This is a genomic window from Solirhodobacter sp. (assembly GCF_964715405.1).
The window spans coordinates 1-16,200 of the sequence record NZ_CBAICG010000035.1; the positions used below are offsets into that span (position 1 = coordinate 1).

Annotated in this window: 12 protein-coding genes; 6 read left to right on the top strand and 6 right to left on the bottom strand. The window is 67.4% G+C overall.

Annotated features, from left to right (window positions below; all coding sequences use genetic code 11):
• Positions 1 to 217: 217 nt before the first annotated feature.
• Positions 218 to 1,861 carry an AMP-binding protein gene (locus AC11WY_RS14395; protein ID WP_482926677.1) on the bottom strand — a complete coding sequence of 548 codons (1,644 nt, stop codon included), beginning with the start codon at positions 1,859 to 1,861 and terminating at the stop codon, positions 218 to 220.
• 228 nt (positions 1,862 to 2,089) lie between these two features.
• Here AC11WY_RS14395 and AC11WY_RS14400 point away from each other — a divergent pair, with 228 nt between their 5' ends.
• The 4 genes from AC11WY_RS14400 (at position 2,090) to AC11WY_RS14415 (ending at position 7,605) form a co-directional block, all read left to right on the top strand.
• A complete protein-coding gene (locus AC11WY_RS14400; protein WP_482926679.1) occupies positions 2,090 to 3,661 on the top strand; it encodes a Re/Si-specific NAD(P)(+) transhydrogenase subunit alpha in 1,572 nt (523 codons plus the stop codon).
• 10 nt (positions 3,662 to 3,671) lie between these two features.
• Positions 3,672 to 5,111 carry an NAD(P)(+) transhydrogenase (Re/Si-specific) subunit beta gene (locus AC11WY_RS14405; RefSeq protein ID WP_482926681.1) on the top strand — a complete coding sequence of 480 codons (1,440 nt, stop codon included), beginning with the start codon at positions 3,672 to 3,674 and terminating at the stop codon, positions 5,109 to 5,111.
• 98 nt (positions 5,112 to 5,209) lie between these two features.
• Positions 5,210 to 6,217, top strand: coding sequence for a cytochrome c oxidase assembly protein (locus AC11WY_RS14410; RefSeq protein WP_482926683.1), 1,008 nt, complete (start codon positions 5,210 to 5,212; stop codon positions 6,215 to 6,217).
• A gap of 104 nt (positions 6,218 to 6,321) precedes the next feature.
• The gene (locus tag AC11WY_RS14415; RefSeq protein ID WP_482926685.1) at positions 6,322 to 7,605 is read left to right on the top strand and encodes a DUF3422 family protein; all 1,284 of its coding nucleotides are present in this window, start codon (positions 6,322 to 6,324) and stop codon (positions 7,603 to 7,605) included.
• 51 nt (positions 7,606 to 7,656) lie between these two features.
• Here AC11WY_RS14415 and AC11WY_RS14420 read toward each other — a convergent pair whose 3' ends face one another.
• The 5 genes from AC11WY_RS14420 to AC11WY_RS14440 all read right to left on the bottom strand — a co-directional run bounded on the left by AC11WY_RS14420 (position 7,657) and on the right by AC11WY_RS14440 (position 13,452).
• Positions 7,657 to 8,601, bottom strand: a complete 945-nt coding sequence (locus tag AC11WY_RS14420) for an ABC transporter permease (RefSeq protein ID WP_482926687.1) — start codon at positions 8,599 to 8,601, stop codon at positions 7,657 to 7,659.
• Positions 8,594 to 9,601: an ABC transporter permease gene (locus AC11WY_RS14425; protein WP_482926689.1), complete on the bottom strand. Its 1,008-nt coding sequence runs from the start codon at positions 9,599 to 9,601 to the stop codon at positions 8,594 to 8,596. The genes AC11WY_RS14420 and AC11WY_RS14425 overlap by 8 nt, the downstream gene beginning before the upstream one ends.
• A gap of 78 nt (positions 9,602 to 9,679) precedes the next feature.
• Positions 9,680 to 11,380, bottom strand: coding sequence for a peptide ABC transporter substrate-binding protein (locus AC11WY_RS14430; protein WP_482926691.1), 1,701 nt, complete (start codon positions 11,378 to 11,380; stop codon positions 9,680 to 9,682).
• 49 nt (positions 11,381 to 11,429) lie between these two features.
• Entirely contained in the window at positions 11,430 to 12,455 is a 1,026-nt protein-coding gene (locus AC11WY_RS14435; protein ID WP_482926693.1) for an ABC transporter ATP-binding protein, read from the bottom strand.
• Positions 12,448 to 13,452, bottom strand: a complete 1,005-nt coding sequence (locus AC11WY_RS14440; protein WP_482926695.1) for an ABC transporter ATP-binding protein — start codon at positions 13,450 to 13,452, stop codon at positions 12,448 to 12,450. Before AC11WY_RS14440 ends, AC11WY_RS14435 begins: the two co-directional genes overlap by 8 nt.
• 222 nt (positions 13,453 to 13,674) lie before the next feature.
• On the opposite strand from AC11WY_RS14440, the gene argE reads away from it, so the two are divergent.
• Positions 13,675 to 14,838, top strand: coding sequence for an acetylornithine deacetylase (argE, locus tag AC11WY_RS14445; RefSeq protein WP_482926697.1), 1,164 nt, complete (start codon positions 13,675 to 13,677; stop codon positions 14,836 to 14,838).
• Between the two features lie 4 nt (positions 14,839 to 14,842).
• A complete protein-coding gene (locus AC11WY_RS14450) occupies positions 14,843 to 16,198 on the top strand; it encodes an NAD(P)/FAD-dependent oxidoreductase (RefSeq protein WP_482926699.1) in 1,356 nt (451 codons plus the stop codon).
• Positions 16,199 to 16,200: the final 2 nt, after the last annotated feature.

A 16,200-nucleotide genomic window follows, 5' to 3' on the forward strand; every position in this document is an offset into this window, starting at 1 on the left:
GAGGACGAGTCCGTCCGAAAACCAGCTTGCCGCCATGACGGCGGCTGCGAAAGCCCGAAACCGGAGCACTTTGCCCGAACGCAGCCTCACCGCAACGATCAGGCAGCCAAATCGGCGCAGCCGAAGCGCTTGATCAGACGTTCCTAAACGTGAGCCTCAGCCCTGATCACCCCGGTGCGGCTACCCTACTGAGGCATCAGATTGGAGGCTAACCTGCTCAGGTTTTCCCCACCCCCTTCTCGGCATTCCTGAGCAGGAAGCGCTGAATCTTGCCGCTCGGCGTCTTCGGCAACTCGGTCACAAAGACCACCTCGCGCGGGTAGGCGTGGGCGGAAAGGCGGCGTTTGACGTGCTGGGCCAGCGCCTCGGCCAGATCGTCCGACGCGGCGTGACCGGCCTTCAGCACCACGAAGGCCTTCACGATCTCGGTCCGCTCGGGGTCGGGCTTGCCGATCACCGCGGATTCGGCCACCGCCGGGTGTTCGATCAGCGCGCTTTCCACCTCGAACGGGCCGATGCGGTAACCGGCCGAGGTGATCACGTCGTCGTTGCGCCCGACAAAGCTGATGTGGCCCGAGGGTTCCAGTTCCACCGTGTCGCCGGTCAGGTAATAGCCGTTCACAATGGATTTCTCGGGCTGGCCGAGGTAGCCCGGAAACCACAGCAGCGGCGAGTTCGCCATGTCCACCGCCAGCACGCCGGGCACGCCGGGCGGCAGTTCCTCACCCTCCGGCCCCAGCACGACAACGCGGTAGCCGGGCATCGGCACCCCCGCCGCACCGGGCCGCACCGGATGATCCAGCCCGTGGTGGTTGTTCACCACCATGCCCAGTTCGGTCTGGCCGTAATGGTCGTGGATCGGCACGCCGAGGTGTTCGGCGAACCAGCGGATCACCTCGGGGTTCAGCGGTTCGCCCGCGCTCGACACGGCGCGCAACTGCCCCGCCAGCCCCGCCGCCGCCCCGGCCCCGGCGGCGATCATCAGCCGGTAGGCGGTGGGCGCCCCGGCGAGGTTGGTGATGGCGTGGCTGCGGATGATGCGCCAGGTGCTGTTCACGCTGAACGGCCCGTCGTAAAGCGTGGTGGCATGGCCCAGCAGCAAGGGGCCGGTGATGGTGTAGTAAAGCCCATAGGCCCAGCCGGGATCGGCGATGTTCCAGAACCGGTCGCTGGGGCGCAGGTCGATGGCGGTGCGCATGTAGACCTCGAACGCCAGCAGCGCCTTCAGCGGCACCGGCACCCCCTTCGGCGTGCCGGTGGTGCCCGAGGTGGACATCAGCATCATCAGATCGCCCGGCGCGCGCATCACCGGCGCAAAGCTGGCCGGATGCCGCGCCAGTTCCGCCGTCAGGTCAAGGTCGCCCGGCCGCGCGCCGCCACGCGCCACCGCGATGCGGGGGGCGGCCGTCAGCCCGTCCAGCTTGCCCCGGTTGGCGGCATCGGTCACCACAAGCCGCGCGCCGCTGGTCTGCAAGCGGTGCTCGATGGCCGACGGGCCGAAGGCGGTGAACAGCGGCTGATAGACCGCGCCCGCCCGCCAGGTGCCGAGGATCGTCACCACCAGGTCGGGGATGCGCGGCAAAAGCCCCGCCACCACATCGCCCGGCCCGATGCCTTCGGCCGTCAGCATCCCGGCAAAGCGGGCCGACAGCCCCTGCAACGCGGCGAAGGTGTAGCTCTCGCGCTCGCCCGCGGCATTCTCCCACTCCAGCGCGATGCCGCCCGCGCCGACATGGCGGTCGCAGCATTCGACGCAGGCGTTCAGCCCGGCGGACCGGCTGCCGTGCAGCCGCGCCTCGACCTCGTCCAGCCGAAAGCCTGCGTAGGCCTCCGCATAGGGCAGTCTTCCCCGTTCGTGCATCCCGACCTCCCCGCCGCTGCCGGTGCCCCCGGCGGTCAGAGGCTACGCCCGCGCCGCGAGTCGCGACAAGGGGCGCGATCTGCGCCCCGGATCGCGCTCAGGCCGAGAAAATCGCCGCCGCACCCGCTGCAATCGCCGCGCGCGCTTGTGAAAGCCGGGTGCCGCGTTTAGAAACCGGGGCGTCGCTTTTGGCCAGCGCGGCGGAATGGTCATGGAGGAGAGCACGGCGTGAAGATCGGGGCACCGAAGGAAATCTTTGCGGGCGAGGCGCGCGTCGCGATGACGCCGGACTCGGCCGTGCAACTGAAAAAGCTCGGCTATGACTGCGCGATCGAAACCGGGTCGGGCGCTGCCGCCGGGTTTGCCGATGCCGCCTATGCCGCCGTCGGGGTCGAGGTTCTGCCCGGCGCCGCGGCACTTTGGGCCGCCGCCGACGTGGTGGTCAAGGTCCGCGGCCCGGAACCGGCCGAGGCCGCGCTGCTGCGCGAGGGTCAGACGCTGATCTCGTTCTTCTATCCGGCGCAGAACGCCGAGATGCTTGAAACCTGCAAGGCGCGCGGCGCCAACGTCATCGCGATGGACATGGTGCCCCGCATCAGCCGGGCACAGAAGATGGACGCGCTGTCCTCGATGGCCAACATCGCGGGCTACCGCGCGGTGATCGAGGCGGCGAACAACTTCGGCCGCTTCTTCACCGGGCAGGTGACGGCGGCGGGCAAGGTGCCACCGGCCAAGGTGCTGATCGTCGGTGCCGGTGTGGCCGGTCTGTCTGCGATCGGCACGGCCGTCAGCCTCGGCGCCATCGTCTACGCCTTCGACGTGCGCCCGGAAGTGGCCGAACAGATCGAGTCGATGGGCGCGAGTTTCGTCTATCTGGAATTCGAGCCGACGCAGGACGGCGCCGCCACCGGCGGCTATGCCGCGCCCTCCAGCCCCGAGTTCCGCGAAAAGCAACTGGCGAAGTTCCGCGAACTGGCGCCCGAGATGGACATCGTCATCACCACCGCGCTGATCCCCGGTCGGCCCGCGCCGAAGCTGTGGCTGGCCGACATGGTGGCTGCGATGAAGCCCGGCAGCGTGGTCGTGGACCTTGCCGCCGAACGCGGCGGCAACTGCGACCTGACGGTGCCGGATCAGAAGGTGGTCAGCCCGAACGGCGTGACGGTGGTTGGCTACACCGACTTCCCCAGCCGGATGGCGGCGCAGGCCTCCACCCTCTATTCCACCAACATCCGCCACATGATCACCGACCTGACTCCCGCCAAGGATGGCAAGGTCGTGCACAACATGGCGGATGACGTGATCCGCGGCGCGACCGTGACCTATCAGGGCGCGATCACCTTCCCGCCGCCGCCGCCGAAGATCGCGGCGATCGCCGCCGCCAAGCCCAAGCCGAAGGTGAAAGACCTGACGCCCGAGGAAAAGCGCGCCGCCGAAAAGGCCACCTTCCGCAAGGCAACGCAAAGCCAGGTCACGCTGCTGGCCGTCGGCACGCTGGTGATGCTGCTGATCGGCAGCGTCGCCCCCGCCGATTTCATGAGCCACTTCATCGTCTTCGCGCTGGCCTGTTTCGTCGGCTTCCAGGTGATCTGGAACGTCAGCCACGCGCTGCACACGCCGCTGATGTCGGTGACCAACGCGATCTCGGGCATCATGATCCTGGGGGCGCTGCTCCAGATCGGCTCGGGCTCGTGGCTGGTGGTGGTGCTGGCGGCGATCTCGGTGCTGATCGCCTCGATCAACATCGTCGGCGGCTTCCTGGTCACGCGCCGGATGCTCGCCATGTTCCAGAAGTCGTGAGGGCGCCCAGATGAGCATCGGAATCGTATCGGCGGCCTATATCGCGGCGGCCATTCTCTTCATCCTGTCGCTCGGCGGCCTGTCGGGGCAGGAAAGCGCCAAGCGCGCGGTCTGGTACGGCATCACCGGCATGGCGCTGGCGGTGCTGGCGACGATCATCGGACCGGGCGTCGGGCATGAGTTCCTGATCATCGTGATGGTCGCCATCGGCGCTGCCGTCGGCACCTATGTCGCCAGCAAGGTCGAGATGACGCAGATGCCGCAACTGGTGGCGGCGCTGCACTCGTTCGTTGGTCTGGCGGCGGTGTTCATCGGCCTGAACGCCGATATCGAACTGGGCCGCGTGCTGGCGCTGAAGGCGGCGAACGCCGACGTCAGCCAACTGGCGGGCTTTGCCGCCAAGCTGGCCGCCAAGGACGCGGTCGAACTGTCGATGCTGAAGGTCGAGATGTTCCTCGGCGTCTTCATCGGCGCGATCACCTTCACCGGCTCGGTGGTGGCCTTCGGCAAGCTGGCCGGCCGGATCGACGGCAAGCCCAAGAAGCTGCCCGGCGGCCACATGATCAACGCCTCGGCGCTGGCGGCCTCGGTGATCCTCTTGTTCATCTTCTTCGGCGGCGGCTCGATGTGGTCGCTGCTCTTGATGACGATCATCGCGGGCTTCATCGGCTGGCACCTGATCATGGGCATCGGCGGCGCCGACATGCCAGTGGTCGTGTCGATGCTGAACAGCTATTCGGGCTGGGCGGCGGCGGCGATCGGCTTCACGCTGGGCAACGACCTGCTGATCGTGACCGGCGCGCTGGTCGGCTCTTCCGGTGCGATCCTGAGCTACATCATGTGCCACGCGATGAACCGTTCGTTCATCTCGGTGATCCTCGGCGGCTTCGGCGGCACCACCGGCCCCGCGATGGCGATCGAGGGCGAGATGGTGGCGATCGACGCCGACGGGGTCGCCGCCGCGCTGAACGACGCCGACAGCATCATCATCGTGCCGGGCTATGGCATGGCGGTGGCGCAGGCCCAGCAGGCGGTTTCCGAACTGACGCGCAAGCTGCGCGCGGCGGGCAAGACCGTGCGCTTTGGCATCCACCCGGTGGCGGGTCGCCTGCCGGGGCACATGAACGTGCTGCTGGCCGAGGCCAAGGTGCCCTACGACATCGTGCTGGAGATGGACGAGATCAACGACGACTTCCCCAAGACCGATGTGGCGATCGTCATCGGCTCGAACGACATCGTGAACCCGGCGGCACAGGAAGACCCCAACAGCCCGATCGCCGGGATGCCGGTGCTGGAGGTCTGGAAGGCGAAACTGGTCATCGTGATGAAGCGCGGCCAAGGCACCGGCTATTCCGGCATCGAGAACCCGCTGTTCTACAAGGAAAACGCGCGGATGTTCTATGGCGACGCCAAGAAATCGCTTGATGGGCTGCTGCCGAAGATCGGCTGAGGCGGGCGTCACGCCAACGTGCGGGGCCGGGCGTTGAAGCCGCGCGGCCCCATCGCTAGAACGACCGTGAACCGTCTGCTACCAGCGAAAGGGACTGCATGACGCCCGCCGGTGCAACGATCCTGACGGCCTGGACGCCGGACCCGGTCAGTGTGCTGGTGCTGGCAGCGCTGGCTTGGGCCTATCTGCGCGGCGCGGTGCGCCAGTATGCGCGCGAGGGCGAACTGGCCGACTGGCGGCCGATGCTGTTTCTGGGCGGGCTCTTTGTGATCGCGGTCGCGATGGTCTCGCCCTTCGCGGCGCTGGCGCACCAGGCCGCCTGGCTGCATCAGGTGCAGGGGGCGATGCTGCGGGTGATCGCGCCGCTGGCGATCTTCGTGACCCGGCCGCAGCGGCTGATCTACACCGGCCTGCCCAAGGCGCTGCGGAGCGGGCTCTTCGCCCGGCTCTGGCGCGCGCCCGCGCTCAACCGGCTGGGCGGGCTCCTGGCGACGCCGCTGGTGGCGGGCGCGCTGAACATCGCGATCTTCATCTTCTGGATCCTGCCGCAGCCGCAGGATGCGGCGCTGACCCACGCGCTGGTGGGTTTTGCCGAACGGGTCAGCGAACTGGCGGCGGGCTGCCTCTTTTTCGGCGTGCTCTTTGATGCGCGCGACCCCGATCTGGGCGGCACGCGCTATGGCCCGCGCATCGTGATGCTGATCACCACCACGCTGGTGATGGTGGTGCTGGGCGTCGCGCTGACGGTAAAGCCGATGCTGTTCTACACCGCCTATCCCGACGGCGTCCGCATCCCCTATTTCGCGCCGCTGGATGACGAGGCGACGGGCGGGTTCGTCAACTGGGCCTGGGTCAGCCTGGTCTACCTGATGACCTTCATCCTGGTCTTCGTGCGCTGGAACGCCGCCGAGGTGCGCGCCTATGCGCGGGCGATGAGCTTCAGCGGCTCGAACTCGGCCGCGCTGCGGCTGCCGGAAACGGCGGAGGAGTTGTGGCTGCTGGTCACCCCGCTGAACCGGCGGCTGGGGCTGAGCCTGTCGATCATCCCGGCGGTGATGATGTTTCTGGCGATCGCGATTGTGGTAACGCTGCATTACCGGGCCTGAGCGGTATTCCGGCCGATGCCGCTAACCGTCCGCAATCGCTTGCCTTCCGGCTTGCGCGGGCGCGGATCGGCACTACTCTGGCCGCAGGCCACAAGGACGCGCCGATGAGCCCGATCGAAGACCACCCGCTGCGCTATGCCATCACCAACGAGTTGCACGCGCGCCCGTTCCCCTCGATCGAGGTGCCGTGCCATGCCGTCTATGTCGCGATCAAGGAGCCGAAGGACGCCGTCAACCGCGACCGCACCCGCGACTTGGCCCATCTCGCGGCGCTGCTGGAACGGTCCGGCGCGCCGCTTCCGCAGCCCGACGCGACGCATCATTCGGGCCAGATCGGGCGCGACAGCCTGAAATGGGAAAGCCACGCCGAATTCGTCACCTTTTCCGCCTTCTGCCCCGGCCTGGGCGCGCGCGCCTTCGACCCGGCCGAGGCCGAGGTGTTCCCGGCCGACTGGCTGGAACAGGCGCCCGGCAAGCGGCTGGTGTCGGCGCTGATCCGGGTCGACCTGCTGCCCGAGGATCCGGCCAGCCTCAGCGCGCTGTTCAACGACTGGTTCGTGCCCGAAAGCCTCGCCTGCGCCTGGGTGCTGGACCGCGCCGCCGTGGTGGCCAGCGATTTCCGCATCGATCCGGCCGGGCACATGCGGTTCGCCGTCTTCGTGCGCCCCGACACCAGCCCGCGCCGGATCGGCCGGATCGTGCAGCGGCTCTGCGAGATCGAGACCTACAAGGCGATGTCGATGCTGGGCCTGGGCCGGGCGCGGCAGTTGACGCGACGGCTGAACGCGCTTGACCCGCAGCTGACCGCGCTGGTGGCGGAACTGACCTCGGACACCGGCTCGCCCGAGCATACGCTGCACGAACTGCTGGCGGTCTCGGCGGAACTGGAGACGCAGGCGATGCAGACCAGTTTCCGCTTTGGCGCCACCGGGGCCTATGAGGCGATCGTGACCCAGCGCATCGAGGTTCTGCGCGAGGAGCGGTTCGAGGGCCGCCAGACCTTCACCGAGTTCATGACGCGACGCTACGACCCCGCCATGCGCACGGTGAAATCGGCCGAGCGGCGCTTGCAGCAGATGGCCGAACGCGCCGAGCGGGCCGGCGAACTGCTGCGCACCCGGGTGGACGTGGACCGCACCCATCAGAGCCAGCTTCTGCTGCAAAGCATGGACCGCCGCGCCGATCTGCAACTGCGGCTGCAACACACGGTCGAGGGGCTGTCGGTGGTGGCGATCAGCTATTACGCGGTGAACCTGGCCAGCTATGTGGCGGCGCCGCTGACCGGACTGTGGCACCTGACGCATGACGAAACCGCCGCGATCCTGACGCCGGTGGTGGTGCTGGCGATGTGGTTCGCGCTGCGCCGGATGCGGGCGCGGCTGCACTGAGTCTCGATTTTTCGCCGAAAAATCGCGCTGAATTTTCTGCGAAAATTCGTCTCAGCGGCCGCGGATGCGCGGGTCGAGCGCGTCGCGCAGGCCGTCGCCGATGTAGTTGACGCTCAGCACCGTCAGCGAAATCGCGACACCCGGCCAGATCACCCGGATCGGGTATTCCTGCAGGTAGTCCACCGCGTCGAACAGGAGCCGCCCCCAGGTCGGGAAGTCGGGCGGGAAGCCGAGGCCGAGAAAGCTGAGCGCCGACTCGGTGATGATCGCGTTGGCGATGCCGAGGGTGGCCGCCACCATGATCGGGCTCATCACGTTGGGCAGGATGTGGCGCAGGATCATCCGGCTGGGCGGTGTGCCGATGGACCGGGCGGCGAGCACGAATTCGCGTTCCTTCAGCGCCAGCACCTCGCCGCGCACGATGCGCGCGCATTGCATCCAGCTCGTCACGCCGATGGCACTGACGATCAGCAGGAAGGTGCCGGTCTCGACGCCGAGCCGGGCGGCCAGCGCATCGCGGAACAGCATCACCATGACCAGGAGCAGCGGCAGCAGCGGCAGCGCGAGGAAAAGGTCGGTCGTGCGCATCAGGATGCCGTCAAGGCGGCGGAAGTAGCCCGCCAGCACACCGACCAGCGTGCCGAGGAAGATCGACAGCGCCATCGCGGTCAGGCCGACGGCGATCGAGACCTTGCCGCCCGCCATCATCCGGGCCAGCATGTCGCGGCCCAACTGATCGGTGCCGAGCGGGTGAGCCCAGACCGGGCCAAGGTTGCGGGTCTTGATCATCTCGACCACGTTGGGGTTGATGTAGGTCGGGCTGATGCGCCACAGCAACGGCCCGATCACCACAAACACCAGGATGAACAGGAACACCGCAAAGCCGACCAGCGCGCCCTTGTGGGTCTTGAACTGATCCCAGACGTCGCGCCACTGGCTGCGCGGCGGGCGGAGGGCCTTGGCCAGATCGGCGGGCGTCACGGGCACGTCAGTCATAACGGATTCTCGGGTCAAGGATGCCGTAAAGGATATCGGCGATCAGGTTGAAGAGCACGATCAGCACGGCAAAGATGAAGGTCAGCGTCTGCACCATCGGCAGATCGTCGGCATAGATCGCGGTGATCAGCAACTGGCCGAGGCCGTTCACCTTGAACACCTGCTCGGTGATGATGGCGCCGCCGAAGATGCCCGGCACCCCCAGCGCGATGACGGTGACAACCGGGATCAGCGAGTTACGCAGGACGTGCTTGAGCACCACGACACGCTCGCTCATGCCCTTGGCGCGGGCGGTGCGGACGTAATCCTGGCCGAGGTTGTCGAGCATCGAGGCGCGCATGAAGCGGCTGATCTGGGCGGCGTTGTAAAGCGCCAGCACCGTGACCGGCATCGCCATTTGCTGCACCTGCTTGAGGAAGCTGGGCCAGTCGTGCACCCGCAGCGTGGTGTCGTAGATCGAGGGGAACCAGCCGAGGTTGACCGAGAAGATCACGATCAGCAGCACGCCGGTAAAGAAGGTCGGCACCGAATAGCCGACCATCGAGACGAAGGTGCCGATCTGGTCGAACCAGCTATACTGGCGGTAGGCCGACAGGATGCCGATCGGCAGCGCGATGGCGACGCCGATGACATAGGACATGCCGACCACGGTCAGCGTCTGCGGCAGGCGCTGCGCGATGATGTCGGCCACCGGGCTGCGGGTCTGCCAGGAAATCACGCGCTGCGCGTTGCCCGCAAGGTCGTAGCCGGTCAGCGTGCCGATGATGTGCAGCGGTTCGATGACGAAGAACTGCTTGAGCCAGAGCAGATACTGGAACAGCAGCGGCTTGTCGGCGCCAAGGGCGGCGCGCATCTTGGCCTTGACCTCGGGCGGGACGGTCAGCGGCATCTGCGCCATCGGGTCGCCGGGCGCGAGTTTCAGCAGCATGAAGATGATCAGACTGATCAGCAGAAGCACCGGGATCGCGAGGATCAGCCTTCGGATCGAGTAGGTCAGCATGTCGGGGGTGCCTCGGCTGGGCCGTCTGGAAAGGATGCGCCGCCCCGGCGCGAAGGCAGGGGCGGCGCGAGGGTCAGGTCACTTCTTGCGCGACCAGTCCGCGATGTTCCACAGCTCGCTGTCCCAGGCGTTGATCTGCTCGCCCGCGATCGAGTTGGAGACCCCCGACGACGTGCCGCGCCAGACCAGCGGCACGATCGTGTTGGTGTTCTTGGTCAGCATGTCGTTCATCGTCTTGACCAGTTCGGCCCGCTTGGCCAGGTCGGCGGTGCTGCCGAGTTCCGCCACCAGCTTGTCATAGGCCGGGTCGCAGTAGCGGTTGATGTTCTCGCCCTGCCACTGGTTTTCCGGCTTGGGTGCCTTCACGCAGGTATACATCGCCATGTAGGTCTGCGGGTCGGTGCCGGTGAAGTTGTTGGCGTACATTTCCACGTCGGCGTAGAACTTCTGGAAGGTGTCGGGCGAACCCGGATCGCCGCCGAAGTAGACCGAGGCGTCGATGTTCTTCAGCTGCGCGTCAACCCCGATGGCGTTCCACCACTGCTTGATCAGCGACTGGAAGTCCTGCCGCACGGCATTGGTCGAGCTCTGGTAGGTCAGCGTCAGCTTCTTGCCGTCCTTCTCGCGGATGCCGTCGGCGCCGACTTTCCAGCCCGCGTCATCCAGCAGCTTCTTGGCGCCTTCGACGTCCTGCTTCAGGCAGCCGGTGTTGTCCGAGGCATAGGCGACGGGCGCGGGCACCAGGTTGCAGGTCGGCTGACCGGCCTTGCCATAGCCCACTTCGACCAGCAGGCTGCGGTCGATCGCCATCGACAGCGCGGCGCGCACCTTCGGGTCCGACAGGATCGGGTTCGGGTGCTTGGCGGTGGACCGCTCGCCCTCGGCCAGGCTCGGCGAGGCGTCGGTCATGTTCATTTCAAGCCGTTCGACGAGGCTGCCGAAGGCCACCACGACCTTGCCCTTGCTGTCCGGTCCGGTCATGCCCTTCAGCACGTCGGGCGACAGCTGCAGGTTCCAGGCGTAGTCGTATTCGCCGGTCTGGAACACCGCGCGCGCAGCCGCCGCGGCATCGCCGCCGCCCTTGAAGTTCACCGTCGCGAAGGCCGGTTTGGCGGGGTCGCGGTAGTTGTCGTTGGCCTTGAGCTGGATCACGTCGTTCGGCTTGAAGTTGGTCACGACGAACGGGCCGGTGCCGATCGGTCCGAAGTTCGCGCTGGTGCAGGTCGGCGCCTTGGCGCCCAGGCAGTCGGCGAACTGCTTGGCCTGAAGGATCGGCGATTCGTAGGACACGAACGGGCCATAGGGGTTCGGCATCGGTTGCTTGAAGGTGACCTTCACCGTCGCGGGATCGACAGCCTCGACCTTGTCCACGTTCTCGAAGTGCGACAGCTGCGCGCAGCCGCCGGCCGGGTCCATGCAATACTGCCCGGTGAAGACCACGTCGGCCGAGGTCACGGGCGAGCCGTCCGACCATTTCAGGCCCGGCTTCAGCTTCCAGGTGATCGACTTGAGGTCGGCCGCGACGCCACCGTTGGCCACCGTCGGAATCTCGGTGGCGAGGTAGGGCGTCAGCACGCCATCGGGATTGTAGCGCGCCAGCGGCTCGATCACGATCGACGAGGACTCGAGGTCCTTGGTGCCGCTTGACAGGTAGGGGTTCAGGATCGACGGCGCCTGCCAGTAGATCAGGTTCAACTGGCCGTCGCTGCCGCGCCCGGCAAAGGCCGGGGCTGCCGCGAGCGCGGCCACCGCGCCCATCAGGAATGATTTAAGTTTCATGCGTCCTCTCCATGTTGGTCGTGCTCCGGGTTGCCTCGGAACCGCCGGTTCATCCGGCGGGTTTCTGGTTGGTCTTGTCGTGCAGGTGGCAGGCCACGAACCGGCCGGGCGCCACCTCGGTGAAATGGGGCTCCACCTTGAGGCAGATGTCCATCACTTTCGGGCACCGGGTGCAGAAGTTGCAGCCATCGGGCGGATGGGCGGGCGAGGGCACGTCGCCCTTCAGGATGATCCGCTTGCGGGTATTTTCCAGCGACGGATCGGGTTCCGGCACCGCCGACAGCAGCGCCTCGGTATAGGGATGCAGGGGCGTCGCGTAGATCGCGTCGCGCGGGGCCAGTTCCACCACCTTGCCCAGATACATCACCGCCACGCGGTCGGCGATATGGCGCACCATCGACAGGTCGTGGCTGATGAAGAGGTAGGTCAGGCCCAGCCGGTCCTGCAATTCCTCCAGCAGGTTCACCACCTGCGCCTGGATCGAGACGTCCAGCGCCGCGATCGGTTCGTCGCAGACGATGAAGCGCGGGTTCAGCGCCAGCGCGCGGGCGATGCCGATGCGCTGCCGCTGGCCGCCGGAAAACTCGTGCGGATAGCGGTTGGCAAAGCGCCGGTTGAGCCCGACCGCATCCATCAGTTCATAGATGCGGGCGAGTTTCTCGGCCCTGGTCAGCTTGGTGTGCTCGTCCAGCGGCTCGCCGATGATCGAGGCCAGCGTCATGCGCGGGTTCAGGCTGGCCTGCGGGTCCTGGAACACCATTTGCATCATCGGCCGCATCGGGCGCAGGGTGGATTGATCGACCTGACCGATCTCGACCCCGTCGATCTTCACCGAGCCGGCGGTGAGGTCGTAAAGCCGGATCAGCGCACGCCCGGCGGTGGACTTGCCGCAGCCGCTTTCGCCGACCAGGCCCAGGGTTTCGCCTTCGAGGATGTCGAAGCTGATGTCGTCCACCGCCTTCACATCGCCGGTATGGCGGCGAAAAAGGCCGGTGTGGATCGGGAAATACATCTTGAGCCCGCGCACTTCGACGAGAGTCTTTGCGGCGGGCGTCTTCGGGGCGGCGTCAAGCATGGCGGGGCGTTCCGGTGGCGGGGTCCCAGAAACAGGCGACATCGTGGCCCGCGCCGACCGGCACGCGCAGCGGGTTTTCCCGGCCGCAGCGGTCGAACGCATGGCTGCAGCGGTCGCGGAAGGCGCAGGACGAGGGTTCCTCCATCAGGATCGGCGGCTGCCCCTCGATCACGTTCAGCTTTTCCGGCCGCTCGCCCAGCACACCGGGCACGGTCTTCAGCAGCGCGCGGGTATAGGGATGCTGCGGGTTGCGGAACAACTCCTTCACCGGTGCCTGTTCGACGACCTGGCCGCCATACATCACCATCACGCGGTCGGCGATGCCCGCGATCACGCCCAGATCGTGGGTGATCCAGACGATCGCCATGCCCAGTTTCTGGCGCAGTTCCTTCACCAGTTCGATGATCTGCGCCTGGATCGTCACGTCGAGCGCGGTGGTGGGCTCATCCGCGATCAGCACCTGCGGATCGCAGGACAGCGCGATGGCGATCATCACGCGCTGCCGCATGCCGCCCGAAAACTGGTGCGGATAGTCCTTCAGCCGCGCCCGCGCATCCGGGATGCCGACCAACTCCAGCAGTTCGACCGTGCGCTGCGCCGCCTGCGCCTTGGTCAGGCCCATGTGGCGACGCAGCGGTTCCATGATCTGGAAGCCGACGGTGAACACCGGGTTGAGGCTGGTCATCGGGTCCTGGAAGATGAAGCCGATCTTGCCGCCGCGAATGTCACGCAGGCGCTGATCGGTGCAGGTCAGCAGATCGGTGCCCTCGAACAGCACCTGACCGCTGCGCACATCGGCGGGCGGCGACGGCAAGAGCCGGATCAGCGACATCATCGTGACCGACTTGCCCGACCCGCTTTCCCCGACGACGCCGAGAAGCTCGCCGGGTTTCAGATCGAAGCTGACGGTATTGACGGCGTGAACCTCTCCGCCACGGGTACGGAAGACGGTCTTGAGCCCCCGGACATCCAGGACGGGTAGTGCCCCATCGGGCATATGACGCTCCCCAAGCGGTTATTATTCTTCTGTTTTTGCGGTTCAGGTCGCTTCCCGTCCGCTGGTTGATCCAAACTCTTAGCCATTTTTTCCCACACGGCAATACGGTTTCGGTGCGATCGGACCTGACGTAACCTCATTGCGGAAATCTCGCGCCGCGCGGCCTTGACGTTACGCGGATCGGGCCGCACCTTGCCGAAAATGTCGCAGCCGGAGAAGATCATGGGCAAGCGCCTGACTGCGCGTGAGATTCTGGAGCGGCTCGTTGCATTTCCAACGGTGAGTCGCGACAGCAACCTGGCGCTGGTGGACTGGGTGGAGGATTACCTCGCCTCGTGGGGGGTGGCGTCGCACCGGGTCTGGAACGCCGAGCGCACCAAGGCCGCGATCTACGCCAATGTCGGGCCTGCCGTGGCGGGGGGCGTCGTGCTGTCTGGGCATACGGATGTGGTGCCGGTCGACGGGCAGGAGTGGTCGTCGGACCCGTTCACGGTGGTGGAACGCGGCGGCAGGCTCTACGGACGCGGCACCTGCGACATGAAGGGTTTTGATGCGCTGGCGCTGTGGGCGGTGCCCTTGGCGCTGGAGGCGGGGGTGAAGCGGCCGTTGCAGATCGCGTTGTCCTACGATGAGGAGGTCGGCTGCACCGGCGCGCCGCCGATGATCGCCGACATGGTCAGGACGCTGCCAAAGGCGGCGGCGGTGATCGTGGGCGAGCCCTCGATGATGGCGGCGGTGAACGGCCACAAGGGCGGCATCGGCTTTGCCACCCATATGCGGGGGTTCGAGGTGCATTCCTCGCTGCTGCACACCGGGGTTTCGGCGATCCTCGAAGGCGCGAAACTGATCGACTGGGCCAACCAGCAGAACGCCGCGAACCGCGCGAAGGTGCCGGGGCCGGTGGCGGCGATGTTCGAGCCGCCGTGGACGACGGTGCATGTCGGCAAGGTCGAGGGCGGCACCGCGCACAACATCACCGCCAAGGATTGCCGCTTCAGCCTCGATTTCCGCGTGGTGCCGGGCGACGAGATGGACGATTGCGAGGCCGCCTATCGCGCCAGGGTGGCCGAGGTCGAGGCGGGGATGAAGGCGGTGCGCCCCGAGGCGGGGATTGATCTGGAGCAACGCTTCTACGTGCCGCCGCTGCAACCTGAACCCGGGGGCGCCGCCGAGGCGCTGGTGCGCCGCCTGACCGGCGACAACGGCAGTCACGTCGTCAGCTACGGCACCGAGGCCGGGCAGTTCCAGGCCGAAGGCTATTCCGCCGTGGTCTGCGGGCCGGGCGACATCGCGCAGGCGCATCAGGCGGACGAATGGCTGAGCGTGGCGCAATTCGAGGCCGGGCAGGCGTTCATGCGCCGCCTTGTGGCCCATCTGGCGGAGTAGGGTGATGGCATTTCCGATTTCAGCGACCTCGCCAGTGGGCTTCACCGCGCCGCTGCCCGCGCGGGCCGATGTGGTGGTGATCGGCGGCGGCGTCATCGGCGTGATGACGGCCTGGCACCTGCGCCAGCGCGGGCTGTCGGTGGTGCTGTGCGAAAAGGGCCGGGTGGCGGGCGAACAATCCAGCCGAAACTGGGGCTGGGTGCGCCAGCAGGGCCGCGACGCCGCCGAACTGCCGATCATGATGGAAGCCTCGCGGATGTGGGACGGGCTGGCGGCGGAGGCGGGCGCGGACCTCGGCTTCCGGCGCACCGGCGTGCTCTACCTCGCCAATACCGACAAGGATCAGGCCGAGCACGAGGCGTTCTTCGATCTGGCGCAGCGCCATCAGCTCGATACCCGGCTGCTGAGCGTGGCCGAGGTGCGCGCGCTGCTGCCGGGGTCGGTGCAGGCCTGGCCGAACGGCCTGAAAGGCGGGCTCTGGACGGCGAGCGACGGGCGGGCGGAGCCCTGGGTGGCGGTCCCCGCGCTGGCGGCGGCGGCGGAGCGGATGGGCGTGGTGATCGCGGAAGATTGCGCGGTGCGCGGGCTCGACCGGGCGGCGGGGCGCGTGGCGGGCGTGGTGACGGAAAAGGGCCGGGTCGCCTGCGACTCGGTGGTGCTGGCGGGCGGGGCCTGGTCGGCGCTGTTCCTGCGCTCGCTGGGCGTGGTCATCCCGCAGTTGTCGGTGATCTCGACGGTGGCGCAGACCGTGCCGATGCCCGAGATCTTCCCCGGCGCGGCGGTCGACAGCCACTTCGCCTTCCGCCGCCGTCTCGACGGCGGCTATTCGATCGCGCCGGGGGATTTCCACGAGTTCTTCATCGGCCCCGACGCCTTCCGCGCCTTCCGCGCCTTCCTGCCCGAGGTGATGAAGAACCCCTTCGGTGCACGCTACCTGCCCGCCGCGCCGAAAGGCTACCCCGACGCCTGGGGCACCCCGCGACGCTGGTCGCTCGACGCGGCCTCGCCGTTCGAGGCGGTGCGGGTGCTGAACCCGCGCCCGAACATGGCCGCGCTGGGGCGGGTGCAGGACCTGTTCGCGCGGGCCTTCCCGGCGCTGGGCCGCCCGACGATCGCGACGGCCTGGGCCGGGATGATCGACACCATGCCCGACGTGGTGCCGGTGGTGGACCATGTGCCGAGCGTTCCGGGGCTGGTGGTGGCGACGGGGATGAGCGGGCACGGCTTCGGCATCGGCCCGGCGATGGGGCGGGTGGTGGCGGACCTGGTGACCGGGCACCCCGTCGGGCATGACCTGACCAGGTTCCGCTTCGGTCGGTTTTCGGACGGCAGCCGGATCGCGGGCGGGCCGTCGCTGTAGCA